At 70.8% G+C, this 25,259-nt stretch carries 21 protein-coding genes; 9 read left to right on the top strand and 12 right to left on the bottom strand.

What is annotated here, in order from left to right; all coding sequences use genetic code 11:
• Positions 1-31: 31 nt before the first annotated feature.
• The 6 genes from WME90_RS44575 to WME90_RS44600 all read right to left on the bottom strand — a co-directional run bounded on the left by WME90_RS44575 (position 32) and on the right by WME90_RS44600 (position 9,681).
• Entirely contained in the window at positions 32-703 is a 672-nt protein-coding gene (locus tag WME90_RS44575) for a hypothetical protein (RefSeq protein WP_437278190.1), read from the bottom strand.
• An 87-nt stretch (positions 704-790) separates the two neighbouring features.
• Complete coding sequence (locus tag WME90_RS44580; RefSeq protein ID WP_437278191.1) at positions 791-3,076, bottom strand: serine/threonine-protein kinase; 2,286 nt, start codon at positions 3,074-3,076, stop codon at positions 791-793.
• A 191-nt stretch (positions 3,077-3,267) separates the two neighbouring features.
• Positions 3,268-6,075, bottom strand: a complete 2,808-nt coding sequence (locus WME90_RS44585) for an AAA family ATPase (protein WP_437278192.1) — start codon at positions 6,073-6,075, stop codon at positions 3,268-3,270.
• A gap of 75 nt (positions 6,076-6,150) precedes the next feature.
• Positions 6,151-7,623, bottom strand: coding sequence for a hypothetical protein (locus WME90_RS44590; protein ID WP_437278193.1), 1,473 nt, complete (start codon positions 7,621-7,623; stop codon positions 6,151-6,153).
• Positions 7,624-7,835: 212 nt separating this feature from the next.
• Positions 7,836-8,384, bottom strand: coding sequence for a hypothetical protein (locus tag WME90_RS44595; RefSeq protein WP_437278194.1), 549 nt, complete (start codon positions 8,382-8,384; stop codon positions 7,836-7,838).
• A 973-nt stretch (positions 8,385-9,357) separates the two neighbouring features.
• Complete coding sequence (locus tag WME90_RS44600; RefSeq protein WP_437278195.1) at positions 9,358-9,681, bottom strand: hypothetical protein; 324 nt, start codon at positions 9,679-9,681, stop codon at positions 9,358-9,360.
• Here WME90_RS44600 and WME90_RS44605 point away from each other — a divergent pair.
• Together WME90_RS44605 and WME90_RS44610 are read left to right on the top strand one after the other, a co-directional pair.
• Entirely contained in the window at positions 9,680-10,354 is a 675-nt protein-coding gene (locus tag WME90_RS44605; protein ID WP_437278196.1) for a hypothetical protein, read from the top strand. The two genes, WME90_RS44600 and WME90_RS44605, sit on opposite strands and share 2 nt — an antisense overlap.
• Positions 10,355-10,979: 625 nt before the next feature.
• The gene (locus WME90_RS44610) at positions 10,980-12,182 is read left to right on the top strand and encodes a cytochrome P450 (protein WP_437278197.1); all 1,203 of its coding nucleotides are present in this window, start codon (positions 10,980-10,982) and stop codon (positions 12,180-12,182) included.
• Positions 12,183-12,186: 4 nt separating this feature from the next.
• On the opposite strand, the gene WME90_RS44615 is transcribed toward WME90_RS44610, so the two are convergent.
• Both WME90_RS44615 and WME90_RS44620 read right to left on the bottom strand, forming a co-directional pair.
• Positions 12,187-12,609 carry a hypothetical protein gene (locus WME90_RS44615; protein WP_437278198.1) on the bottom strand — a complete coding sequence of 141 codons (423 nt, stop codon included), beginning with the start codon at positions 12,607-12,609 and terminating at the stop codon, positions 12,187-12,189.
• A 282-nt stretch (positions 12,610-12,891) separates the two neighbouring features.
• The gene (locus WME90_RS44620; protein ID WP_437278199.1) at positions 12,892-13,086 is read right to left on the bottom strand and encodes a hypothetical protein; all 195 of its coding nucleotides are present in this window, start codon (positions 13,084-13,086) and stop codon (positions 12,892-12,894) included.
• 936 nt (positions 13,087-14,022) lie between these two features.
• Between WME90_RS44620 and WME90_RS44625 the strand changes: the two genes are divergently transcribed.
• The 5 genes from WME90_RS44625 (at position 14,023) to WME90_RS44645 (ending at position 19,822) form a co-directional block, all read left to right on the top strand.
• Positions 14,023-14,964, top strand: a complete 942-nt coding sequence (locus WME90_RS44625; protein WP_437278200.1) for a hypothetical protein — start codon at positions 14,023-14,025, stop codon at positions 14,962-14,964.
• A 485-nt stretch (positions 14,965-15,449) separates the two neighbouring features.
• Positions 15,450-16,688: a type I restriction endonuclease gene (locus WME90_RS44630; protein WP_437278201.1), complete on the top strand. Its 1,239-nt coding sequence runs from the start codon at positions 15,450-15,452 to the stop codon at positions 16,686-16,688.
• Between the two features lie 1,122 nt (positions 16,689-17,810).
• A complete protein-coding gene (locus WME90_RS44635) occupies positions 17,811-18,050 on the top strand; it encodes a hypothetical protein (protein WP_437278202.1) in 240 nt (79 codons plus the stop codon).
• 240 nt (positions 18,051-18,290) lie between these two features.
• Complete coding sequence (locus WME90_RS44640; protein WP_437283739.1) at positions 18,291-18,845, top strand: hypothetical protein; 555 nt, start codon at positions 18,291-18,293, stop codon at positions 18,843-18,845.
• Complete coding sequence (locus tag WME90_RS44645; RefSeq protein ID WP_437278203.1) at positions 18,842-19,822, top strand: HTTM domain-containing protein; 981 nt, start codon at positions 18,842-18,844, stop codon at positions 19,820-19,822. The genes WME90_RS44640 and WME90_RS44645 overlap by 4 nt, the downstream gene beginning before the upstream one ends.
• 109 nt (positions 19,823-19,931) lie before the next feature.
• Here the strand turns inward: WME90_RS44645 and WME90_RS44650 are convergent, their stop codons facing one another.
• From WME90_RS44650 to WME90_RS44660, 3 genes are all read right to left on the bottom strand, one after another.
• Entirely contained in the window at positions 19,932-21,275 is a 1,344-nt protein-coding gene (locus WME90_RS44650; protein ID WP_437278204.1) for a serpin family protein, read from the bottom strand.
• Positions 21,276-21,458: 183 nt separating this feature from the next.
• Positions 21,459-22,412 carry a class I SAM-dependent methyltransferase gene (locus WME90_RS44655; RefSeq protein ID WP_437278205.1) on the bottom strand — a complete coding sequence of 318 codons (954 nt, stop codon included), beginning with the start codon at positions 22,410-22,412 and terminating at the stop codon, positions 21,459-21,461.
• Between the two features lie 132 nt (positions 22,413-22,544).
• The gene (locus tag WME90_RS44660) at positions 22,545-23,480 is read right to left on the bottom strand and encodes a LysR family transcriptional regulator (protein WP_437278206.1); all 936 of its coding nucleotides are present in this window, start codon (positions 23,478-23,480) and stop codon (positions 22,545-22,547) included.
• A 68-nt stretch (positions 23,481-23,548) separates the two neighbouring features.
• Between WME90_RS44660 and WME90_RS44665 the strand changes: the two genes are divergently transcribed.
• Both WME90_RS44665 and WME90_RS44670 read left to right on the top strand, forming a co-directional pair.
• Positions 23,549-24,163 (top strand): NAD(P)H-dependent oxidoreductase, encoded by a 615-nt coding sequence (locus tag WME90_RS44665; RefSeq protein ID WP_437278207.1) that lies wholly within the window; start codon positions 23,549-23,551, stop codon positions 24,161-24,163.
• 28 nt (positions 24,164-24,191) lie between these two features.
• A complete protein-coding gene (locus tag WME90_RS44670; protein ID WP_437278208.1) occupies positions 24,192-24,551 on the top strand; it encodes a P1 family peptidase in 360 nt (119 codons plus the stop codon).
• Positions 24,552-24,625: 74 nt separating this feature from the next.
• On the opposite strand, the gene WME90_RS44675 is transcribed toward WME90_RS44670, so the two are convergent.
• On the bottom strand, positions 24,626-25,063 hold the full coding sequence (locus WME90_RS44675; RefSeq protein WP_437283740.1) for a hypothetical protein: 438 nt from the start codon (positions 25,061-25,063) through the stop codon (positions 24,626-24,628).
• Positions 25,064-25,259 lie beyond the last annotated feature (196 nt).

A 25,259-nucleotide genomic window follows, 5' to 3' on the forward strand; every position in this document is an offset into this window, starting at 1 on the left:
GCGGCGGGCTCGCGCCGGCCGCGCGGCGCGCCTAGGACACGGGCGGAGGGGGGCGCGCGAGCGTCGCGCGCAGCACGACGAGCACCGCCGCGAACAGGCCGAGCGACCCGGCGGTGGCGATCGCGAGCATCCGGAGCGCGGCGGCGGACACGATCGCGTCGACGTCCCGCCGCTGCATGACGAGCTCGATGGCCCCGACCACGTGCTGGGCGGTGATGCCCCCGGCGGGGCTGTGGTACACGGGCCGGACGATCGTCAGCTCGCTCCGCTCGTCGAGCAGCTGGACCACCGGCTTGCCGGCGCCGTCGTCGAGGAAGCTGCGCAGCAGCGGAGAGGGGCTCGACGTCCCGACCTCGGGGCGATAGCTGCTCGCGAGGATCTTGCCGGAGAGGTCGGTCAGGCGCACCCGGCGCACGCTGGTGAGGAGCGCGCAGTTCGCCAGCACGCGCTGCATCGCGTGCGGCGCCCCCTGCTCCAGGAGCGCCCGCGAGCTGTACTTGAGGAGGTCGGCGATGGCGTCCCCGTCTCGCACCAGCGCGGCCATCTCCGCCTGTCGCGCCTGATGGTACGCCGCCCCGGAGACGACGAGCGGGAAGGCGAGAAAGAAGACGCCGACGCGCAGCGCGACCCGGGTCAAGGGCCCCGAGCGCTGCCCCGATGGCGCGCGCCCCAGCTCCTCTCCTGCGCGCGTGCGCTCCCCCATGCGCCGGATCATACACGGGGCCCGCGCGAGGGGGGACCGCTCCCCCCGGGGGCGGAGAAGCGCGGAGCAAGCCGCGGGCGCCGGCGTTCACGGAGCGCCGCGCTCGGCGGCGTCGAGCACGTCCGAGAGCTCGCGGCTCACGATCCTCGCGCGCAGCGGCGCCTCGGCCGGGAACGTCACGGCGGTGCCTGTCTGCGACGGCACGACATGGGCGCCCAGCTGATTGAGGAGCTCCTGGAGCGCCTTGTCGTCGAGCCCGGCGCCGTCCACCTTGGCGCGCAACGAGCGGACCCGCCCCGTGGCGTCCACCGGGGATCGCGCGAGGAGCGCCGAGGGCGACGGCTCGGCGCGCATCTCCATGTGGTGGAGCAGCGCCGCGGCGGCGCCGCTCGCGTCGCGGCCGCGAAACCAGACGCCCAAATCGGGCGCCGCGAGCTCGGCGCAGCGGGCGTAGAGCGCGCCGACGTCCGCGCCGGCGGCCTGGTAGAGGCGCTCGGCGATGGCGATGAAGCGGGGCCGGACCTGGGCATCGAAGAAGGCGCGGCTATAGCCCTCGCCGAAGGTCACGGTGACGTCGCTGAACGCGCGGGAGCTCGCGGGGACGCCCTGCTTGACCGCGACCGTTCCATCGGCCACGCGGCTCAGCGCCGCGTCGAGCGCGGGCGTGATCCGCCCGCCGGCCGCGATGTCGCCCAGGGACGCGGCGGTCAGCGGTGGGGCCGGCGCGCTCGCCGTCGGGGTGGCGCCGCCGGCGGGCTCGCGCGCCGGCGCCCGGGCGGCGCCGTCCGGCGAGGGACGCTCCTCGGCGACCGGCCTGCCGACGCCGCTGGCGAGCCAGAGATCGACCTCCCAGCCGATGCCTTCCAGGGGGCTGAGCGCCGCGCCGCTCTGGAGGCGCATGCGGCTCTGCTTGCACGCCTCGTGGACGCGCTGGCGCTGGTGCTCTTTCTGCTGCGGATCCTGGTGCGGATCGCTCCTTAGGCCCGGCTCGCGCTCGCCAGGACCCCGGAGCGCGACGAAGCCGAGCCCCGCGAGCGCGACGACGGCGGCTCCGAGGAGGACATGCGCGCGCCTCGCGGGGCGCCTGGCCCGCATCGTCGCGCCCGCCCGGTCCTCCTCGTCGCCGCCGTCTTCCGGTGCGTGCCGCGCCGGCGTCGTGCTCTCCACGAGCTTCGCCACGCTCATCGCCGTGGCGGTTCGCCCCGCCGGCGCGCCCCCCTCAGCGGCCGCTCGCGGGGGGGCCGGCTCCGCCCCATCGCGCGCGGGATCGGCTCGCGGCTCCGGGAGCGGCGCGGAAAGCGACGCCGGCAGCGCGGTGTTCCCGGCCGCCGCCTCTCGTCGCTCGGCGAGTTCCAGCGTGAGCGTGGGGCCGTCGAGGTCGACGGGCCCGTGGGCCCCGGCGGTCGACGCCCGGACGGTCGCGGCCCCTGGGCCGCTGCAGAGGATGCGCTCCAGGGGCGTGCGGGCGCGCTCCGGCGCGAAGGGCGCGAGCGCCTGCGCGAGATCGGCGACGGTCTGAGGGCGCAGGTACGGGCGCTTCTCCAGGCAGCTCAGGATGACGCGCTCCAGCTCGTGCGGGAGGTCCGCGCGGTGGCTGCGCGGCGGGGTGGGCGGATCGGCCACGATGCTCGCGAAGATCGCGGACGCGGCCTCGGCCTCGAACGGCCGCCTCGCCGTGAGCATCTCGTAAAGGATCACGCCGATCGCCCAGATATCGGTCCGGGCGTCGACGCACCGCGCGCTGCGGACGTGCTCCGGCGACATGTACGGAGGCGAGCCGAGGACCATGTGCGTCGAGGTCAGCTTGCCGTCGACGCCGAGCTCGCTCGCATCCAGGGTCTTCGAGATCCCGAAGTCGATCACCTTGATCTGGCGTGATCCGTCCTCCCGCTCGGCGAGGAAGATGTTGCTCGGCTTCAGGTCGCGATGGACGATCCCGAGCGCGTGCGCCTCGGCGATCGGCTCGCAGACCTCGAGGACGTAGCCCACCGCGTCCTCGATCGAGAGCGGCCCGCGCTGCTCGATGAGCTCGGCGAGGTTGATCCCGCGGAGGAGCTCCATGACGAAGTACGGCAGGCCCGCCTCGGTCGTGCCGACGTCGATGACGTGGGCGACGTGCTGGCTCGTGATCGCGGCCGCGGCCTGCGCCTCGCGAAGGAAGCGCGCCACGTTCTGCGCAGTACGGTTCTCCTTGGGGAGCAGGAACTTCAGCGCGACGTGCCGCTTCAGGGTGGTGTGGCGCGCCGCGACGACGACCCCCATCCCTCCCCGACCGATGACGTGCTCGATGCGGTACTTGGCCCCGACGATCTCGCCGGGTCTAGGGATCTCCCGCAGCGAGTCCGGTCGGTGAGGCCCGCCTCCGCTGCTCATCAAGGGGCAGATTACACGAGGGATCGAGCGGGAGGAGACCTTTCGGGCGCGCGGAGAGCGCCCGCGCAGCACGCCGACGCGCGGCGCCGCGCCTCAGCTGGAGCACGCGGCGCGGCGCGGCGCAGCGCTTCAGCTGGAGCACGCGGCGCAGCGCAGCGCTTCAGCTGGAGCATGCGGCGTAGCGCCGCGCTTCAGCTGGAGCATGCGGCGTAGCGCCGCGTGCCGGCTCGCGCGATCGCGTCGACCACGACCTCGCCCTGCTCGACGCCCACGAGCGCCGCCGACCCCTCCTCGAGCTGGCCGCGCAGGATGAGCTCCGCGAGCGGCGCCTCGATGAGGCGCGCGATCGTGCGCTTCATCGGCCGCGCGCCGAGCTCTGGATCGAACCCCCCGGCGTCGAGCAGCGCGTCGATCGCCTCGGGCTCGACCTCGAGCTCCACGCCGCGCGCCTCCAGCTCGCGCTCGAGGCCGCCCAGCAGCCGTCGCGTGATCTCGGCGACGTCCGCCCGCGTGAGCGGCGAGAAGCAGAGGACCTCATCGATGCGGTTGTAGAGCTCGGGCGGCAGCGCGGCGCGGGCCGCGGAGAGCATCGCCTCGCCCAGGCGCTCGGACGACACGGCCGCGGAGGCGCGGGCGAAGCCGACGGAGCGCTCGGACCGGAGCGCGCCGGCCTCGGCCGCGCCGAGGTTCGAGGTCATCACGAGGACCGTGTTCGTGAAGTCCACCCGCCGGCCGCGGCCGTCGGTCAGGCGGCCCTCGTCGAAGACCTGGAGGAACGCCTCGAGCACGTCGCGGTGCGCCTTCTCGATCTCGTCGAGCAGCACCACCTGGTACGGCCTCCGCCGCACCGCCTCGGTGAGCTGGCCGCCCGCCTCGTGGCCGACGTAGCCGGGCGGCGCGCCGACGAGGCGCGCGACCGCGTGCGACTCGGCGTACTCGGAGAAGTCCAGCCGCGTCATCGCGTCGGGCGAGTGGAACAGCGCCTCGGCGATCGCCTTCGCCGTCTCCGTCTTGCCCACGCCGGTCGGCCCCAGCAGCAGGAACGACCCGATCGGGCGGCGCGCGCGCAGGCCGGCCGCGTTCCGGCGGAGCACCCGCGCGATGCGCGAGAGCGCCTCGCCGTGGCCGACGACCTTGTCGGCGAGCAGCGTCTCCAGCGCGAGCATCCGCTCGCGGTCGGTCTCGAGCAGCCGCTCGACCGGGAGATCGGCGAGCTCGGCGACCACCTCGGCGACCTCGGCGGGGCCCACCTGCCGCGCGGGCTGCGCGGGCTGCGCGGGTTCACGGAGCGCCGTGTGCGACGCGCGGGACGCGCGTGATGCCGGCAGCGCGCGCCGCCGCGTGCGCGCGCCCGCGAGGTCGAGGATCGAGAGCGCCTTGTCGGGCAGCGCGCGCCCGGGCAGGTAGCGCACGGACCAGGCGACGGCCGAGGCCAGCGCCTCGTCGGTGAACGCGAGCCCGTGGTGCGCGCCGAGCCCCACCGCGACGCTCTGGAGGAGCAGGAACGCCTCGTCCTCCTCGGGCTCGTCGATCTCGACGATCGTGAAGCGCCGCGCGAGCGCCGGGTCGATCTCGATGCTCTTCCGGTACTCCTCGGGCGTGGCGGTGCCGATCAGCGTGAGCTCGCCGCGGGCGAGCGCGAGCTTGAGCTCGGCCATCGCCTCGTCGAGCGCGCCGCTGCCGAAGAGCTCCGACAGGCCGTCGATGAACAGGATCACCCGCCCGCCCGCCTCGCGGAGCTCGGACCGGAGGGCGGAGAGGCGCTCGCTCAGCGCGCCGCGCGCGCCGGTGCCGGCGAGCAGCTCCGAGGGCACGAGCTCGACGACGATGCGCGGCTCCCGCTCGTCGAACGCGAGCCGGTGGGCGATGCCGCGCGCGACCGAGGTCTTGCCGACGCCCGCCGGGCCGAGGAGGCAGGGGTTGTTCGCGTGGCGCTTGGCCAGCACGTCGAGCGCCTGCTCGATCTCGTGCTCGCGGCCGACGATCGGCTCGAGCTCCCCCTGCACCGCCGCGAGCGAGAGGTTGTGGCCGAGGGAGGCGAGGGCCGGGAAGCGCGCGCGATCGAGGGTGAAGCGCGCCGCGAGGGCGGCGCTCGCCGCCGCGCTCGTGGCGGCCGGCGGCGCGAGCGGCGGGAGCGGCCGCCCGATCGCGGGCACGGCGGAGGCGGGGGCGGAGGAGGCCGGGGAGGGGGTGGGCGTGAGGGCGCCGATCGACTCGGCGGAAAGCGGCGCGTCGGCGCCGGCCGGGACGGCGGCGGGGCGAGGGCGCGCCGGCGGGAACAGCGGCGCCGGCGGGAACAGCGGCACGGTGACGCCCGGGCCGGCGCCCTTGGCGGGCCGCGTCTCCGGCGCGCCGGCGCCCTTGGCGGGCCGCAGCTCCGGGACCGCGACGCCGGCGCCCTTGGCGGGCCGCAGCTCCGGGACCGCGACGCCGGCGCCCTTGGCGGGCCGCAGCTCCTGGGATGTGCGCGCCGCGCGCGGCGTGCGCGGCGGATCGGCGGCCTCGCCGCGGGCGCGGCGCGCCGTGGACGTCGCGGCCGGCGTCTCGGGCGCCCCGCCGTCCTGGATCAGCCGCCCGGGCATCCGCCGCGCCTGCACCACGCCGAGCGCGATCTGGAGCGCCGCGGTCCGAAGCCGCGCGAGGTCGACCCCGGACTGGGTGAGCGCGCGGTGCGCGGCCGAGCTCCTGTCGGACAGGAGCGCGAGCAGCAGGTGGAGCGCCGCCGGCTCCTTCGCGGTCGCTCGCTTCGCGACGTCGCGCGCGCCGCCCATGGCCCGGCCGATCGGGTCGGGGCCCTCGTCGTCGACCGAGCGGGTCGCCTTGAGCAGCGCCTCGTCGTCGAGCCGCCGATCGCGGAGCAGATCCGCGGCGGGGCCTCCGCTCAGGGCGATGGCCGCGAGGAGGTGCACGCTCGACAGGCGCTCCTTGCGCTGGGCGGCGAGATCCTGCGCGAGCTTGCGCAGCGTGACGAGCTCGGCGTGGGAGCGAGGGCTGGTCATCCTTGCAGAGGTCTCCGGACCCCGGGTTCGCACGCCGGGCGAGGGCGGGCCAAGTTTCGGAGGCGGGCGGCCGCATCACTGGGGGATCACGTCCTCGGTCTCGCAGACGGGCGTGGCGGCGGCGAACCCCTCGGCGCAATCGAGGCGCCTCGCGCGCAGCTGCGATGCGGACGAGCTCGACGGCCGCTCCGCCCACGCGATCAGGAGCCCGCGGTCGCGCTGTGCGAGCATCGACAGGCTGCCTTCCACCTTCCCTCCCGGGAAAAGGGTGGTCATCCAGGTCAATGTGCCATCCGCGTCGAAGCGGCGGAGCACGATCCGGTCTTTCCCGCCCGTGTTCGTCTCGACGACCGCGACCACGAGGTCTCCGTCCACCTGCTCGGTGGCCAGGGATTCCGCGACGGGCGTGGAGCACGAGGGGACGGTGATGGGCGGCAGCGCGATCGCGCCCGAAGGGGTCATGCGCGCGACGCGCAGCGCGCTCGGCGCGTCCTCGAGCGGCGCGAGGGTCCAGGCGAGCCACGCGCCGTCCGGGCGGGGGGCCATGCGGAGGCGCGCGACCGGCGCGGCCTCGTGGATCGCCTCATTCGAGGCCATCACCTCGCCGTTGGGGCCGATGTTGAGGCCGTCTGCGGAGACCCGTCCCAGGTAAATGGTCGTCGCCGGTCCGACGCCCGGGTACTTCACGTCGCACGGGCGCCACCCGATCTTCCAATCGGTGGGCGCGCCCAGCGCGGCGCCGAAGAGCCAGTAGCGCAGCACCCATCCCGTATCCTCTTCATCCACGCGCGTCCACGATGCCGCATCGAAGGCGATGGGCGTTGCTGCGCACCCGACGTACAGCCCGGTCATCGCGTGGCTCACCCTTTCCGACACGGCGCCGACCACCATCGAGTACCGCGGGCCGGGCTCGTGGACCTCGGTGACCGCGAGCTGTACCGCCCCCGAGGAACGAAACGACACCATGCGTTCTCCGAAGTGCATGCCGATGTGGTGCCCGGCCAGAGGAGAGAAGAACTCGCTGTCCTCGCTCCAGGCGAGCGCGGTCCTGAAAAAGTGGCCTGGAGGCAGGGGAGCCGGGAAGGGGACCGTGTCGCGCTCGCGGAAAACGACCACGGACTCGAAGTTTTCATCCTCGTTGAGGGGAGAGACATGTGCCACCGCGAAGGCATCACCCAGGAGCACCCCGTTGCTCCCGTTCAGCACAAGCGCCGGCGCGCTGAAGGCGGGTGGCTGCGCTGACCAGGGATCCAGGGTGACGCGCTGGAGGACCCGGCCCCCCGTCGGTGTCGCGGACGAGGTGTAGAGATAGACCGGAGCGTCCTTGCCCCCGACGACCCATTGAGGATCGAGCAGGTCGGTGCCCGGCAGCGCGAGGCTCAGCGAGGGCCCCGCGGGCGCGAGGGCGCTGCAGGCGGCTGCCTCGCCGGCGCCGGAGGCCACGGGCGGTTCCTCCACCGAGAGCGCGCGGGGCAGCTCGTCGGGGACCGCCGCGCACGCCGCCAGCGCAGGGAGAACGAAGGGCGCCAGCCATTTCCCATATCGCATCCGGTACCTCCGAGGTGGTCGTCGAGGCTGTGTGGCCGCACCTCGTCGTCGCCATCACCCGATCGTCAGGGCCGGAGAGGCGCTCTGGCGCGCCGGCGGGTCAGGCGAGCGCCGCGAACGGGCGCGATGAAGAAGGCGGCCCCTGGCTTGAGGAACACGGCCAGGGCGGAGAGCAGGGCTGCCGGACCAGTGCGCCTACCAGGAGAGCCGACTCACCGGAGCCAACGTCGCTTCTCCGGCAGCTCATCGCCGGCCAGCGCCTTGGCGCGAGCCGCGCGGGCCGCCGCGAGCCAGTGCGCCCGGTCCGGGTTGCTGTCCCACGGCGGGGCGTCCCGGTAGAGCGTATCCCAGTATTCGCGAGCTGCCGCCTCGGCCGTTTCGAGCTCGCTCTCGCCTTCGGGCGCGTCATCGACCCGCTCCGCGAAAGCACGCCACGGCTCCAATTCCCGATCGGTGTGATTCGGCCACGTTCGTCCGGGCGCCCCGTCGAAGACGCCACCACTGCTCTGGAGGCAGCTCTCATAGGCGTTCCGAGCGATCGCGTCCCGGCGTCGGCGGTTGACGTACCGCGTGCAGCAATCGCGGTACGCCTGGGCCCATTCGCGGTCCTCGTCCGGGACGTCCTCCCGCCACGCGCAGGCGTAGATTTCGAGCAGCTCCTGTTTGCGTAGCGCCCACTCGTTCCGATCGTTTGCGTCAGGCAGGGCGCGGATCGCTGACGAGAGGGCTTGCCACAGATAGGTCCGGTGGAGGCGCGACATCGCCTCGGCCGCAGCACGTTCGCTCTCGCCGGCGGGCGTCGCCTCGAAGCCATCGAGTCTAGAGCACGCCGTCGGGCGGATCCTCCGTTACCTCCGGCGGCACGGGCATCTCGAGATCGAGCACGACGTCGAGGAGGACGAGCGCGCAAGCGCATCGGACCGCGCCCTGCGAAGCCAGAAGAGCCTACGAAGGCGGACGATGACGCCGCTCCGAAACGCAAGCGTGGCGGCTATCGGGCGGTCGGCAAACCGCGCCGAGCTCTTGCGCCGCACATTTGCGATCGATGTCCTCGAGTGCCCAACTTGCAAGGGGCGGATGAAGCTCGTCGCCATGGTCACTGAGCCCCGGAACATCGTCCGCTTCCTCTCCGCGCTCGGCGAGCCGACCGATGTTCCAGCACGCTCTCCCAACCGGGGACCACCGTACTGGAAAAGCACCGTTGTGCGCCGCAAGGCGCTCGGTGACGCCGTATAGCGTCTCGCGACGCGCCTCCCGGGCCAGACCAACGCCCGGACGGACGCTGCCGTCGTGAACCTCGCCGAGCGCAACCCCGGACCGAAAGGTACTCGCCTGCACGGGTTTCGCGGGCGCGGCGCCAAAGACATTGACCCGCGACCTCAACGGGCCGACAGATCGCCATCGAGATGCCGCCAAAACTTCTCCAGACTGCAAATTTCGTCCCCCGGCGAGATTGGCGGGTCGGCATCCTTTACGCGGTCTCGAGGCGCGGTCTCGAGCCTTCTGTCGCACAACGGATCGAGCTCGACGACGGACGGCAACGACCCGCCGGCGCCCGATGGCCCCGGCGGATCCGGCGGTCGAGTGGGCCCTGCCGGGTCAGGCCGGCATCTCCACCGTCCACGTGAAGCTCGCCATGCCGATCTCACGTGCCAGTGGGCCTCGCCGGCTCACGGCGCAACGGATAGCCCGACGCAACAACCACAGGAAAGCGAAGACCATGACAAGCGCTTATCATCCCTTGATGCTCCCCCTCACCCTCGCGCTGCTCTCGCCCATGCTCGGCTGCTCCGGCTCGGACGAGGGCGTCCTGGACGACGGAGCGACCAGTTCGTCGTCGGCCTCGGGCGGCGGCGCGACCTCCGGCGGCGGCGCGACCTCCGGCAGCGGCGCGACCTCCGGCAGCGGCGGCGGCGCGACCTCCGGCGGCAACGCCGCGACCTCCGGCGGCGGCGGCGCGACCTCCGGCGGCGGCGGCGCGACCTCCGGCGGCGGCGTGACCACCGGCGGCGGGACGACCGAGAAGTTCAGCTTCTTCGTGACGAGCCTCAAAGCCATGCGGGAGTTGTCGGGCTCCGAGGACGGCTTCGGGGGCGACCTCCGCTTCGGGGAGACGGGGCCGGGCGCCGGTCTCCGCGGCGCGGACAAGATCTGCGCGACGATCGCCGAGAACAGCCTCCCGGGCGCGGGCAGCAAGGGGTGGCGCGCGTTCCTGAGCGCCACGGCAGGAGAGGACGGCAAGCAGGTCGATGCGATCGATCGCATCGGCGAGGGGCCCTGGTACGACCGGCTCGGCCGGCTGGTCGCAAACAGCAAAGAGGAGATGCCGAGCACGCGTCCCAGCGGGGCCGACGAGGCGATCATCAACGATCTGCCCAACGAGGACGGCGTCCCCAACCACCAGGCCGATCCGAGCCAGCCCACGGTGGACAACCACGACACCCTGACGGGAAGCGACAGGCAAGGGCGGCTCGTCGGCCCGACGGCGACGTGCAACGACTGGACGAGCGCGATAGGCGACAGTGCCTCCGGGAAACCGCGCGTCGGACACTCGTGGCCGAGGAACTTCGGCGCAGCGATGAGCGGGTCCCAGTGGATATCGTCCCACGACGCGCCGGGGTGCGCGCCGGGCGTCTACCTCGTGGAGGAGGGCCCGCCCCAGGACGACTCGCCCACCGTCGGGTCCGGCGGCGGTTACGGCGGGCTCTACTGCTTCGCGCTGACGCCCTGACGCTGGCCCGCCGGCGCGCTCCGCCCCCCGATCAGCCCATTCGCCTCAGGAGGATTCATGTACGAAGGAACTCGCATCACGTCGATGCTCGCGCTCGCCCCGGTCTAAACGTGGATTTCGCGCCCAGGGGGCACGAGCGAGCCGAAGGTGCCGTGCGAGCGGCGCTCGGCCAAGAGAATGCGGCTCAAACTACAATTGGCCGCGCCCAGAGCGTCACGAAGGCACACGCCCCCCTTACCCCCCACGATCATTTCGGCTGGTTCCATGCTCAATTGAGCCAGCGGGCGAGCTGCGAGCACGCCAAATCCACGTTCAGGACGCAGTCCGGGCGACGACATCGAGGACCCTCCTGTCAAGTGGCTGCCGTACCGCCGTTTCGGGGCTGTCGGAGAGGACGCTCGCGGTCACGACGCGACATGGCGCCGCGGCCACGATCTGCGGCTTCACCAGGCGCTGATGTGGGTGCGCCGCCCCGGCGAGAGCCAGGTCACCGGGCCTGGCCTCCGAGGGTGTAAGCTACAGAGGATCTGCCAACCCGCGGCGCGACGATGGCCGAGCGCCGGACAGTGGACCAGACCTGGACGTCGCAGGTCATCCAGGCTCATGGAGACAACGGGAGACAACGATGGACAGCTCGCGCGCATACGTCCCCGACGACCTCGGCTCGACGGAGTTCCTCGCCGATCCCTATCCGCTCTATCGCGCCTTCCGCGACGGCCCGCCGGTGTACTTCAAGCGGATCCCGGCCGGGGCCGGGCCCGGCATCGACAAGCCGATCTACGCCTGGGGGCTGCTCAAGTACGCCGACATCCTCGCCGCGGTCCGCGATCCGGAGGCGTTCTCGTCCAACACGCCGTCGGTCATGACGATGGTGCCGCGGTTCACGCTGCTCCACGACGACCCGCCGCGCCACACGCTCCTCCGCCGCCTCGTGAGCAAGGCGTTCTCGCCCCGGCGCGTCTCCGATCTCGAGCCGTGGCTGGTCCGCGTGGCCGGCGAGCTGGTCGACAAGCTCGGCGAGGGCCCGACCGAGATCCTGGACGGGCTCGCGCGGCCGCTGCCGATGCGCGTGATCTGCGCGCTGCTCGGCATCCCGTCCGACCAGGCGGTCACCTTCCGCCACTGGTCGGAGGCGACGATCGGCTACGCCGGGATCCCGGCCGAGGAGCGCAGGCAGCGGATCGGCGAGCTGCACGCCTTCCTGGGCCGGGAGGTCGCGGCCCGGCGGGCGAAGCACACGGACGACCTGATCGCCGCGCTGGTCGAGGCCGAGATCGAGGGCGCCCGGCTCAACGACGCCGAGGCGGTCGGCTTCTGCATGACCCTCCTCGTCGCGGGCAACGAGACGACGACCGGCCTGATCGGCAACTGCCTGCACATCCTCGCGCAAGAGCCGGAGCTCTGGCGCCGCGCCCGCGAGGACCGCGGCCTCGTCGAGCCGATCCTGACGGAGACGCTGCGCTACGCGAGCCCGACGCAGCGGCTCACGCGCGTGGCGCGGCGGACGGTCGAGATCGGCGGGGCCACGATCCCGGAGGGCAGCCTCGTCGACGTGGTGTACGGCGCGGCGAACCGGGACCCGGCGGTGTTCTCGGATCCGGACACCTTCCGGGTGGACCGGCCGACCTCCGAGGGCCTGGCGTTCGGATCGGGGATCCACTTCTGCCTCGGCGCGGCGCTGGCGAAGACCGAGGCGCGCATCGCGCTGAACGCCATGCTCGATCGATACGCGCGCGTCGAGCTCGGCGCCGAGCCGGCGGTGCGGCAGCGCGTGGCGTTCGCGACCCTGAACTTCGTGTCGCTGCCGCTCGTCCTCTACAAGCGCTGAGCGCTCAGGCCGCGGCGCCGAACGCGAGCGCGGCGACGATCGCGCCGTCGGGGCGGAGGCGCTGCGCATCGAGGACCGCGGCGTCGAGCGACGGCACGGGCTGCACGGCGAGCCCGAGCGAGACGGCCTCGATCCAGGCGCGGCAGGCGGCGCGGCCGCCGCGCACGAGGCCGGCGCGATCGTCGCGTGGGGTGGCGACGACGCCGACGGCGCTCGCGCCGGGCGGCAGCGCGTCGGGCAGCGCGGCCCGGAGATCGGCGAGCACGGCCGAGGCGTCGAGCCACGCGAGCGCGCAGCCGTGGAGCGCGGCCGCGCCGGCGAGCCGCGCCGAGACGTGGGCGGGGAGCCGGAGCGGCGCGGCGTCCCGGACCAGCTCGGCGAGCTCGAGCCCCTCGAGCCCCTCGGGCGATCTTGCGTCATGACTCATGCCGTACTCCGGTGACGCTGATCCGGTACCTGCGGATCCAGCGGTAGATCTGCGTCCGATCCTTGCCCATCTGCTGGGCGACCTTCGTGACGTTGCCGCGGTCCTCGCGGAGCGCGCAGGTAAAAGAAGCCGGATCGCTGCGCGAAGAAGTGTGGCGCGGCGAACCGAAGTGGCGGGACCGCGAGCGTCGGCGACGGTGTACGTGGGTTCCTGGTCGGTCCATTTGCTCCACTGGCCACCAGCCTGGTAGCGGCACTGGAGCTTGCCCATCTGATCGCCTTCCTATTTCCCGCGCAGCCAGTTCATCGCCTTGACGTTCATGATCGTCCGCTTCATGAGCGACATCTCGGCCGGCGGTAGCGCTGCGATCCGGCGTCGCAGCTCGTCGCGGTCGTCGGGATCGAGCAGCCGCAGGTGAGCAAAGCGAGCAAGAGGCTCGGCACGAGTTTCATCGGTTTCCCCTCCCACGTCGACCAACTCGTGTATCCGCTGACGGTTGCGGACCGTATCAACACCACCCTGCGCCGGTCAATCAGCGAACGGGCTCCTGAAGGACCGCGGATCGGAGGTACATTCGTCGAGCATTCAGGGCGGACTCAAGGGGGATAGTACGGCCCTCCTGATGGCTTCGTGGATGCCTGAGCGGCGCAAGACCGCGACGCCGTGCGGTAGCTCGCGATTGCGATGTGTCATGGCCGGCCAGGCAGGAGGTAAACTTCAGGGCGGAGGCTGCCGGAAGCCGCCGGGAAGGCTGAGACCCTGCCCCGAGATTGTCGAGAGCCTCCGGCAGAGCTCGAGCTCTGCCCGGAGGCTGCCGGGAGCTGCCGGGAAAGCTGAAACTCTGCCCCGAGGCTGTCGAGAGCTTCCGGCCAGAGCTCGAGCTCTGCCCGGAGGCTGCCGGGAGCTGCCGTGAAAGCTGAAACTCTGCCCCGAGGCTGTCGAGAGCTTCCGGCCAGAGCTCGAGCTCTGCCCGGAGGCTGCCGGGAGCTGCCGGGAAAGCTGAAACTCTGCTCCGAGGCTGTCGAGAGCTTCCGGCCAGAGCTCGAGCTCTCCACGGAGACTCTGGGTAGCCACCGGGGTGAGTCGAGGCTCGACCCGGCGGCTACCGAGAGCCTTGCAGGTGTCTCTTTCTCGTGTCGGTGGATCTCCGGCTGTGCAGGGCCGCCTGCCGGACGCAGAAACAAAGAAACGACAGGCCCTGGTCGATTTTCGTGACCCGATCGGGGTCGCCCTCCCGATTTACCTCCTCGACGGGACGGAAGGACGCCGGGCGACGGATCCCCTTCGCGCGGCGTGCTCGGTCCCGGCGGCCCTGGTCCATCGTTCGCTCGCGCTGCTTGCGCGGCGAGGCGACGGCCCGGGTCGGACGCAACCGACAGACTCCCTTTTCGAGGAGACTTCAGGAGGAGAGATATGCCTGCTGTGACCAAGTCGAAGGAGCGCTCCGCGGCCGCCATGCCGGCTGGAGAGGCGACGTATCCCTCGCCCATCTACACTCCTCTGGCCGGCAAGAGGGCGCTCGAGGCGCTCGCTCCAGAGCTCGACCGCCTCGTCGAGGCCGACCTCGTGACCGTGAGGCTGGATGTCGAGGCGGCCACGTATGCGGCCCTCGGCGTCGTCGGATTCGTGTCCTCACCCGACGTTCGCGCGCACTTCGCGCGGTTGCCCCGGGAGCACTTCGACATCACGCAGCTCGACGGGCTGGAGCTCGTGTGCTTCGCCGCGCTCCATGCGCTGGCCGAGGCCCGCGCCGCCGGCGCGCTCACGACGGACGCGCGGCCGCCAGCCGAGCTCGTCGGAGAGGCGATGGAGATCGAGGGGCGCATGCAGGCGCTATGCGAGTATCACCTCTCGGACGACCCGGCGATCAAGCCGGAGCTCGATCGCCTGCGGCCCGGCACCGGGCACAGCGACCTCGCGAACGACCTGCTCGGATACGCGCGGATCTACGAGCTGCGCGCCGATGTGGTGAAGGGCGACAGGAAGCTCTACCGGGCCGGCGACGCGGCGCGCGCGCGGGAGCTGGCCGGGGTGATGGTCCAGCGGCGCTCGACGGCGATGACGCCGGAGGCGCGGGAGGCCTACGGCCGGTACGTGCGGGTCTGGACGCTGCTCTGCCGGCGCTACGACGAGGTGCGGGCGGCGGCGCTGTGGCTGTGGCGGCGCAACGCGCGCGTGCAGGAGCGGTTCCCGTCGTTGTTCGCCGCGGGCCGGCCGAACTCGGGCCGACCGAGGAAGGAGAGTGAGTCGGACAGGCGTGGGGAGAGCGACGGCGGCGGGAGCGGCGATGGCGCAGGCGGGGAGGAGCCGGAGGGGACGCCCTCCCCGGAGCGCGTGGAGGGAAGCCCTTCGTGAGCTGGGGGCGACCAGCCGCGTAGAGACCCAGGGGTCGGCCTGTCCAGATTCACGCGGTCTCCGGGGCGGGAGGCTCGCGACGTCGCCCTTCCTCATAGGGCTAGGAGCCTCGCAATGATGGGAAATTGTGTCGGCCATCTTCGTCGACGAGGCATGCTGGCCGGTGTTCGGCGCCGAGCCGCACCTACCCGCCCCACAGCCCCCGCCCCTATGCCACCACCGCCGAGGCGTCCGTCCTCCGCGCGGCCGAACCCATGGATCGATACGGCGCAGCCGCCGGCGAGCGCCAGGTCGAGCGGGAGGACGCACGCGCGGAGCCGCTGGTTCGGCCCGTGCGCAAGCGGAGAAGGGAACCCAGGTAATACCTTTTACCACCGCGACGGCGACTGTTGTCCCGAGACCGCGCCGTTGACTGGCATCTCGTCGAGAGCGTAGCCTTACAGGCTTCCTAGCCAGGTATGGCTCGGCTGGAGCAGGAGGCAACGATGGCGCTTATTGACAACATGCGGCGTCTCGCGGAGCAAGTTCGGAAGAGGCTCCCAAACACGATCGGCGAAGAAGCGACCAAGAACGCTCTCGTGATGCCATTTCTTGGCGCACTTGGCTACGACGTGTTCGATCCGACGGAGGTTCGCCCTGAGTATGTGGCCGACTTCGCCAAGAAGAAGAGCAACGGTCAGTTCGAGAAGGTCGACTACGCGATCTACATCAATGGCGTGCCGGTGATGTTCATCGAGTGCAAGCCGTCCGATGCAGAGCCGAACACGCACAGCGGCCAGCTGTCACGATATTTTAACTCGACTCCGTCCGTCAAGGTGGCGGTTGTCACGAATGGCGTTCGATACATGTTTTTCACCGATCTTGAAGAACCTAACATTATGGGCGAGCGCCCGTTCTTCGAGTTCAATGTGCTCGAATTCGCGGAGAGAGACGTCGAAACGCTCGATGCGTTCTCCAAGGACAACTTCGACGCTGGCACCGTGCGAACGCGCGCGGAGGATATCATCTTCACCGGGCGAATGACGGCCTACATCAACGACGTGCTCCGCAACCCGACAGAAGAGTTCACGCGCTTCATTCTCGGCGAGTTGAACATCACGACCGGCAAGCTCACGGCGAAGCGCGTCGAAAAATTCATCCCGATCGTACGCAAAGCTATCCAGACGACCCTGCTCGACATGGCCACCAGATCGATCAGGCAAGAGACGCAGGACGTAGCAGCGGCCGCGCCGCCCCCGCCCCCGCCCCCGCCGCAACCACCCCCGCAGGTTGCGCCGCCTTCAAGAGACTCAGCTCCGGAGGCCGGGAAAGGCGTCGTCACGACCCAAGAGGAGTTGGACGCCTACGAGGTCGTTCGTCGCATATGCGCCGACTCTCCAGCGGCCAGCAAGGCCCAGGTTCACTACCGAGACGCGGTTAACTACTTCGGCATCAACATCGGGAACACGAAAAAGTGGTTCGTTCGCCTGTTCTTCGATGGCAAGCGCAAGTCCGTGGTTACCAAAGTCCCCGCCGACAGAGCAGCGCTGCTCGCGCCCGGATTTGAGGTCGACGTGCCGAGCGAAAACGTCGGGAAGAGCCGCGTATACGTCAGCGGCCTGAAGGACCTCGAGCGGCTGAGGCCTCTGCTGATGCTCGCCTTCGAGGACGAGGTTCGTCGCGCCGAAGCGGGCGACGCACCCGAAGAAGAGGAGTCGCCGGCTGGCGTCGCCATGCCTCACTAGCAACGCCGAGTGTCAGCATTAGTGCGAGCATTAGGCGCGTCCTGACCCCACACTGGCTCCCCACGCCGCCATAAACGACCGTCGACCACCGCGCGGCCTTCGCCACCCGACCGAAGACGCCGTCGATAGCCGCCCCGGTCGTTCACAAGGCCATCGGTCGGCTGCTCGGGCCGCGGGCGGTAGAGGAGGGGCGAGCGCGATCGCGCCCGCACGATGAGGCCTACCGCGCCCGGAAGGTGACCCTCGCGGCTCTCACCGCATGGGCCGAGGAGCAGGCGCCGTCCCCCGCAAGGGCCATCGAGGTGCGAGGCGCCGAGCGACCGGCTTCATCGGGTTTCACCGGATGCGTCCGCGTTTGCCGCGGCACCAGGCTCAGCGGGCCAGCTCGCGCTGGGGTCGGCGATACGGCTGACGACAGGATTCTGCCCTCGCATTGTCGCGGATGAGGAACAGGAAGAAATCCACAAGCACGAGCGACGCCGGTTGGTCGCCGACGATGACCACGATCGCCGCCGCCCGGTGCCGGCCTCGTCCACGCCGATGAGCGCGTTGTGGACGACGTCTCCGTCGCGGTGGGCTCGATGTACACGGAGATCATGGGGATCGGCCTTCGCATCGCGTGGGTTCCGGCCGTCGTACCGAGGGTCTTCGTCTCGAAGGTGCGCGGACCGTCTCCATCGAGGTGCCCTCGAAAACACTCAGAGAACCGCCCCCTGCGTTGTTGACCAGGATGGCAATCGGCCCAGAGGCGCTTCATCTGCCGCGGCTGCCGCGTCACGCGCCGATGTCGAGCCGCCTCACCAGGATCTCTGCATGTTCCCGAACATCGTCTCCCCTGATCCCAGATGCTCCTGCTGCGATAGGTTCTTGGCTTCCAGGAATGGCTGTAACGCCGCTGATGCTGCGATGCCTCAGCACGCTGCTCACGCGTTGCTCACCTTCACCTGGCCGACCCACATGTCCGGAATGAGTTGCGCGCCGCGATCATCCGCCTGCCACCTGCCGCGCCGGTCGAACTCGGCCCGTCCCCTGCCTCGTCGTGGGCGCACCGTCGTGCCCGTGGGCGCAACGTCACGCGACGTCGCGCCTGCGGGCGCGACCGAAGAGGAAAGGATCCGATACATGAATCATGTGAAAATTCTTGCCCTTATCGCCACCAGCGCAGGAATTTGCGGGATTTCTGCGCTTGCTTCTGCGGCCAACACGGTGCCAATCGATAACCTGAATCTCATCGAGGAGACCTCGACGCCAACTTCGCCCGACAACGACCGTAGCGTCTACCGACCGGCCGTCGGCTATTACCGTCCGGCTGTCGGCTACTACCGACCGGCGATCGGTCATTATCGTCCCTATTGGCGCTAGGATGGGTATGGCCCCGCCCGTGATGGCTGCGGATTTGGGCGAGGCCATCACCGGAATTCCGGGTCTGCTTTGCCGAGCGCGGAGGCGAATGTTACGGGCGATTCGCGCGAAGACATCGTACGTCGCGCGTCGCCGTCCGACGTCAGACTGAACCGCGGCCCGATGACGAGGCATTGGAAACTTGGGTGGCGAAAGCGGGTGGCACGCCGCGCGCAGTATGGCTCCGCGGGGGTGAGCTCCATGGAGGAAAAAGGAGACATGGAAAAGCGCGCTCTTTTCCTGCTTCCCGCTGCTGCGATCCACCTCGGGCTGGTGATCGTGTTGGGTGTGCTGCACGTGCGCTTGCCCTACGGAGGCTGGGCGGAACGCGCGGTGGGCTATTATGGCGCGTTCTCGGGGGCTAGCAGCGCGTACTCCTTCTTCGCTCCGAGCGTCGGGCCCCTGCTCTGGGCCACGTTCCAGGTCCGGGATCGCGCCGGAACGCTGACGACCGAGGTGCTGGAGACGGGAGCGAGCCGCGAAGCGGACATCCGCGTCAAGAATATCGTCGGTATGTACTGGGATGAGCAGGACCCGGCCGTAAGGCGCTCCCTGGTTGCGTCCTGGGCAGCGAAGGTGTTCGCCAAGCATCCAGAGGCGGACAGCGTCGTTGTCCGACTCGAAATTTACGATTTGCCCTCGATGGCGGAGTACCGTGAGGGTAAAGAGCCGCGGTGGCATGTCGAATATCAGGCCAAGTTCAATCTGAAGGCGCAGCTCGCTGCCGGCGAGATCAACAAAGAAGCGACGCCATGAGGCAGCGGACCCATTCCCTGTTCCTGCCGAATGCTGGAGAGGCAGCTGCCCGCTCGTGGGGCTCGATCGGGCGATTCGTCTTCGCGCCCGCGTCGGCGCGGCCCCTGGCAGCGCTCCGGATAGGGCTCGCGTCGGTCCTCTTGATGCAGGCGGCGCTGATCGCGCCCATCGCTTACGAGCTGTACGGGCGTTCGGGCATCGTGCAGGGACAGATCCTCGACGGGGCTGGCGCGAGCGGCTTCCCCCGGATCGGCCATCTCGTGAATGCATTTTCGCGCTTCGGGATCGGTGAGAGCGCGGTGATCGCTGGCGTGGGCGTGCTCTACGTGCTGTCGCTGGCTGGCCTCCTGTTCGGCTGGAGGACGAGGCTCTCCGCGGCGTGCGCGTGGCTCGTGCACCTCACGTTAATGATGACCGCCGAAAGGACGAACTACGGAGCAGATCAGTTCGCGAACATCTTCTTGTTCTACCTCATATTCATGCCTTCTGGAGCCGCGCTGTCGCTCGATCGCGCCTCCGGGCGAGCGCCGCCCGAGCCGAGCGCGACAGCGCGCCTCGCGCTGCGGGTGGTGCAGCTGCACCTCTGTCTCGTCTACCTCTCGAGTGGTGTGGAAAAGGCGTTGGGCCGAGCGTGGTGGGATGGCGACGCGATGTGGCGATCGCTCATGCTGCCCGAGTACCGGCGGTTCGATTTTTCATGGCTCGCTCGCCACGCCTGGATCGCCGTGGCCGCGGGGTGGATCGTGCTGCTCGTGGAGATCGGGTACCCGTTCTTCATCTGGCCACGTCGGACCGGGCGACTCTGGGTGGCAGCCACGGTCGGATTGCACGTCGGAATCGCGGTCTTCATGAGGCTCGATGTCTTCGGCGCCATCATGTCGGTGTTCACCATTGCGGCGTTTGGCGTGAAGGCGGACCCTCGACCTACGCCGGCGCCCTCGGCCGTGGCGCGCTGTGCTCAGCGTGGCGAGGCCTAACATTCAACCCGGCGGCCCTCGAGCGCCTTGCTAGCGAGGCGCCGAGCGACCGACTTCATCGCGGCTTCGTCGGGACGTCCGGATCCATCGCGGAACCGGCCTCAGCAGCTCAGCTCGCGCTGGGATCGGCGACGCGGCCGACGAACAGGATGCTGCCCGTCGCGTTGTCGCGGATGAGGAACAGGAAGGGATTCACGAGCGCGAGCGACGCCGGCTGGGGCGCCGACTCGTCGCCGACGATGACCGCGGTCGCCGCCGCCGCCTCGGTGCCGGCCTCGTTCACGCCGACGAACGCCTTGTGGATGACGTCCTGGATGTAGGGCCGTCCGCCGGAGTTGATGCCGGTGAAGTCCGCGGCCCCGGACTTGAACGCGATCTCCATCCCCATCGCCTCCAGCGTCTTCTTGAGGCTCAGCTCGTACTCGAACTTGAACTTGGGCATCGTGGTGTCGACAAGGTGCTCGCTCATCGCGCCGGCGATGCCGTCGACCTTCGCCGCGTCGAGCGACGCCTCGAACGCGTCGATCGTGCCCTTTGCCGGGAGGATCAGCACCATCGACAGCTCGTTCCCGTCGTAGGGCATCGCGACCGCCTGGTAGCCGTCGCCCTCGGCGTAGGGCATCTCCAGGCTGGCGTGCATCAGGGGCACCGTGACCTCGGTCCCATCCGCCGTCTCGAACGGGCCGTCCTCTGTCGCGGTGGGCTCGAACGGGGTGCGCCACGCCGCGTTGAAGTAGATGGCGTTCGTGAGCACGAGCACCGTATCGGCGGTGATCGCCTCGACGGGCAGCAGCTTTTCGATCTTGCCCTCTGTCTGGTCGCTGACCCAGCCGTTGATGAGATCGACCGATTCCTGCCGGTGGCCCACGAAGTCCACGACGCGCATTCCAGCGCCGTAGTTCAGCCCGAGCGTGTCCAGGAAGGGCGCCTCGAACGAGTAGCCGATCTGCCCCCAGAGGGCGTTCACGACGTTGAGGCGGAAGCCCTCTCCGTCGGCGCCCTGGGCGCCCTGACCGCGGCTCTCGAGCTCCTGGTCGATCCAGTTGAACGCCGGATGGAGCTTGTCCTGTCCGAGGTCGAAGTGCAGCGTGTCGGCCATGGCCGTCTCGGTCTCGCCCTTCGCGCCGGCCCACGTCATCGCGAGCGCCGTCGAGATGCTGTAGGGCGAGTAGAAGACGTTGCCGGGCTCCTGGCGCAGCTGCTGGTAGAGGTCGAGCGCGAACGCGGAGTTGCCCGAGACGAGCGCGGTCTTGTCCTCCGCGGGGATGTCCGGGCTCGAGATGCGCTGCTTGTCCGAGGCGATGACGCAGATGGGCGTGTCGGCGTCGGTACACTCCTCGCCCCCGAGGTCGGGGTTCGAGTCGGTGTTGGGATCGGTGGACGTCTCGCAACCGAGGATCGCGGCCAGAGACAGGACGAAGAGCGGAGCGCAGGTTCGGAGGGTTCGCTGCATGCCGCCCCGTCCAGCATCGGCCGTGCCGCGCCGGCCCCGATCGCGGGCTCGTCGATTTCCGAGGCGAAACGCGCGGAGCGACCGAGCCGCAGAGCGCGGGGCGCCCCCGGACCCTGACATCCGGAGAAGAGCTGGCCCGTTCTGGCACAAGAGGCCCTGTGAGAGCCCAGCTGGCCAGGCGCCTCAGCGCGCCGCCAGCATCCAGGCCGGCGCCCACCAATAGCGATGGAGCAGCCGGCGGTCGACGCGCGCGAAGCCGGCCTCGTGCAGCAGCGCCGCCCAGTCGTCGATGGGGTGCTCGAACGTGGTGCGGGTGGCGCCGCGGTCCACATAGCCGAAGAGCACCGGCATCAGGAAGCCCTGCGCGACCGTGTCGAGATCGGCGCCAGCGTACTCGGCCAGCCCTTCACGGTAGCGCGCGAGCACGTGCCGCGCGATCTCCGGCGAGAGCGGCTCGTCCATGCGCGGCGCGTCGAACTCGGCGACGAGCAGCAGATCGCAGTGCGCGCGCGCCCAGCGGAGCAGCGCCGGCCTCTCGGCCGGAGCGATCGCGTGCAGGCAGAAGGTCGCCTGCGCCACCGCCCAGCGCCGCGGCGCCATGCCTGGGTCGGCGGCGAGATCCTGGAGCCGCCCGCCGAAGGCCTCGACGTCGGCCCCTCGCGCGGAGAGCGCTGCGGCGCAACGCTCGAGCAGCGGCGCCGCCGGCTCCGCCACGGTCACCCGCCGCACCGCCGGCGTGAGCGCGGGCAGGAGTGCCAGTCCATCGCCGGCGCCGATATCGAGCAGATCGAACGGCGCCTCCGGGTACTCGCTGGCGAGCGCCGCGCTGGTCGCCCGGTAGAGCGGCACATTGCCGCCGCCGCGGATGAAGGCGGCGAACCCCTCCGCGGACACGTAGACATTGCGCTTCCCCTCCCGGGCGACCCGCGCGAGGTGCGCCGCGGCCGCCTGGAACAGGATGTCTCCCGGCGAGGCCTCCGCGGCGCGGGCGGCGAAGGCTGCGGCGTCCGCGTAGCGCTCGCCGGAGAACGCCAGCATCGCGAGGTAGCAAAGGCCTTCCGGCGACGGCGTGGCGACAGCGGCCGCCGCTGCGTCGAGCCCGGCGGCGCGATGGCGATCCCAGATCCTGTCCAGCATGGCTCTGCCCCTTTCTTCCCCAGGTTCCCGATGCGGAAGCTCGCCTCCGGACAGGCTACCTCGCGGGCGGGTCTCGGGTCCAATGAGCCCCGTGACCTGCTCGGGGGGCTCCACCTGCACCGACGACGCGGCTCACCGCGAGCGCAAGCGCGCCCGCGCGCGTCGCGGCGCTTTCAAGAACTGGAGGTGCTCTTCGAGGGCGCTCCACACGGCGGCGATGCGCGGCACCTGGCGCAGGCTGCGCGGCGTGACGAGCCAGAGCTCGAGCACGGGACCCGCGGGCAGGCCCAGGTCGAGCTCCACCAGATCGTCGTCCAGATCGAGCGCGCTGCACGGCAAGACCGCGGCGCCGAGCCCCGCTCGCACGGCCTCGATCTGGGCGATGTAGCTGCTCACGATGAGCTTCGGGGCCTTTCGGACATACCGCTTCTGGTAGTCGTCCTCGACGGTCGGGGCGCGGCCCAGATCGACGCCGACCCAGTCGAGCTCGTCGCGGCCCTTCTTCGAGAGCCTGCGGTGGGCGATAGGCACCGTGGGCAACGTGACGACGCGCGCGGCCACCAGATCGCCGCTCTTCGGTCGGAAGAAGCGCACGGCGATCTCGGCCTCACGGTGGCCCAGATCGGCCACCTCGTAGCTCGTCAGCAGGTGGAGCGAGACGCGCGGGTGCTTCTCGGCGAGCGCCGGGAGCACGCGCGGGATGACGCCGTGCACGGCGATCGACTCGGTGAGCGCAAGGCGGACCAGCCCCTCGGCCTCTCTCTCGTGGCCGCTGGCCTCGCGCACGAACTGGTCGGCGCCGGCCTCCATCGACTCGACGTGGCGACAGAGCTGCTCGCCGAGCGGCGTGAGCATGGAGCCCCCCGGCAGCCGGTCGAAGACCGCCACCCGGAGCGTTCGCTCGAAGGTCGCCATGCGCCGGCTCACCGTCGATTGCTCGACGCCGAGCTTGCGTGCGGCCGCCGAGAAGCTGCCGGCGCGCGCCACCTCCAGGAAGAGGCGCAGATCGGCCCAATCCAGATCCGCGAGCGGCCTGCGCGCGGGCGGGGAAGCGGGTGAGCGTGCCATGCATCCACGCATGGCACGCCTGCTCCGATCCGTCTACCCAGACGCTGTTGCATGGCCAAGATCGACGCATGCACCTCGTCATCCAAGGTCACCCAGCCCCAGACAGCCTGAGCGACGCGCTCGCTCGGGCCTACGCCAGCGGCCTCGAACGAGGCGGAGCCCGCGTCGAGTACCTGACGCTGCGCTCGCTCACCTTCGATCCGCACTTGCGCGCTGGCTTCAGCGGTAAACAGGAGCTCGAGCCCGATCTCCGCCAAGCTCAGACCACCATCGAGCGCGCGACCCACGTGGCGTGGTTCTTTCCCACCTGGTGGGCAGGGCCACCCGCGCTCGTCAAGGGCTTCATCGATCGCACCTTCTTGCCGGGATGGTCGTTCGCCTATCGAAAGCGGAGCGCGTTGCCCGAGGGGCTGCTCGCCGGCCGCAGCGCCCGCGTCGTGACCACGATGGATAGCCCGGGCTGGTGGTACCGTTTCTGGCACTGGCGCTCCGTCCATACCTCGTTCGTCAACGCGACATTGCGCTTCGTCGGCTTCGGGCCCGTCCGCGAGACCACCTTCTTCGATCAGAAGACCCGGACCCCCGAGCAACGAGCGGCATGGCTCAAGGAAATGGAGCGCATCGGTGAGCGGGATGCGCGGCAATTCCGCGCCACATCCTCCCGCACGCTGGCCCCGGCGTGAAGGTGGGTGGTGGAGTATCCTCTCGCCGATGCGTTGCCCCCGCCTTCCCGCCGGCGCCGCGCTCGCCGCGGCGCTCCTGCTGCCCTCGCTGCTCGCGTGCGCCGGCCCTCGGGCTCGGCCTCTCCCTCCCGCACCGGGCGACGGCGCGTCGCCCGCGCCGCGCGCCGGCGAGGCGCGCCGGCGCGCGAACCGCCGCGAGGTGGACGACGCGCGCTTGAATCCGATGTTCCAGGGGGCCGAAGAGGCGGTGGAAGAGGCCATCCTCAACGCGATGACCATGGCGACGACGACGTTCGGACAGGACGACCACGTCGCCCACGCCATCCCGCTCGACCGGCTCCGCGAGGTGATGCGGCGGTACGGGAGGCTCGGTGAGCCGGGGCGCTGAGCCGGACCCGCGCGCGCCGCGGCGCCGGAGCACGAGCCGCCGTGGGCGCCCCCCGGGAAGAGCGAAGTCCCGACTCAGATGATCAGCAGGATATCGAGCTCGCTCTCCTTCGCCGGCGCGTCCCCCGCGGGCACGTGAGGCGCGTTGGCCGGCGCGAGCCGGAGCACGCCCGAAGGCCGCGGCCCCGCGCTCTCCGGCGGAGTCCCGCCGGCGTCGGCCGCGCCGCAGGGCCCCTCGCCGTGCGCGCGCTGCGCGCAGCCGGCGACCGCGGCGCGCACCGCGCGGAAGACGCGCTCGGTGTCGAGCCCCCCGGGCTCCTGAGCCGCCCTGGCGAGGCTCTCGTCGATGCACGCGGCGCACGGGGCGCACGGCCCGGAGGTGGCCGCGAGCCGCACCACGAGCGTCGCCTCGAGGCGACCGAGCTCTACCACGTTGAATGGCACGGTGAGCGCCGAGCTGCGCCCCCGGCCGACATCGACGCTGACGAGGAGGGTATCGCCGTCACGTATCACCAAGGTTTCCCGGGGGCGTCGGCCGCTCACGCTGTCTGACGCAGACTCACGATGACTTGTGTTGACAAGGATCCACAGGCGATCCGAGCTCGCCTGTCCGCTCTTCTCCGCAGCGTCGCTGGTGCGGCCTTCGGCCATTCTCACGCCCTCCGAGGAGGCGAACCTACAGCCGTTGACGGCGGACGGCGATGGCCCT

It is taken from the genome of Sorangium sp. So ce375 (assembly GCF_051473855.1).
GTDB lineage: Bacteria > Myxococcota_A > Polyangia > Polyangiales > Polyangiaceae > Sorangium.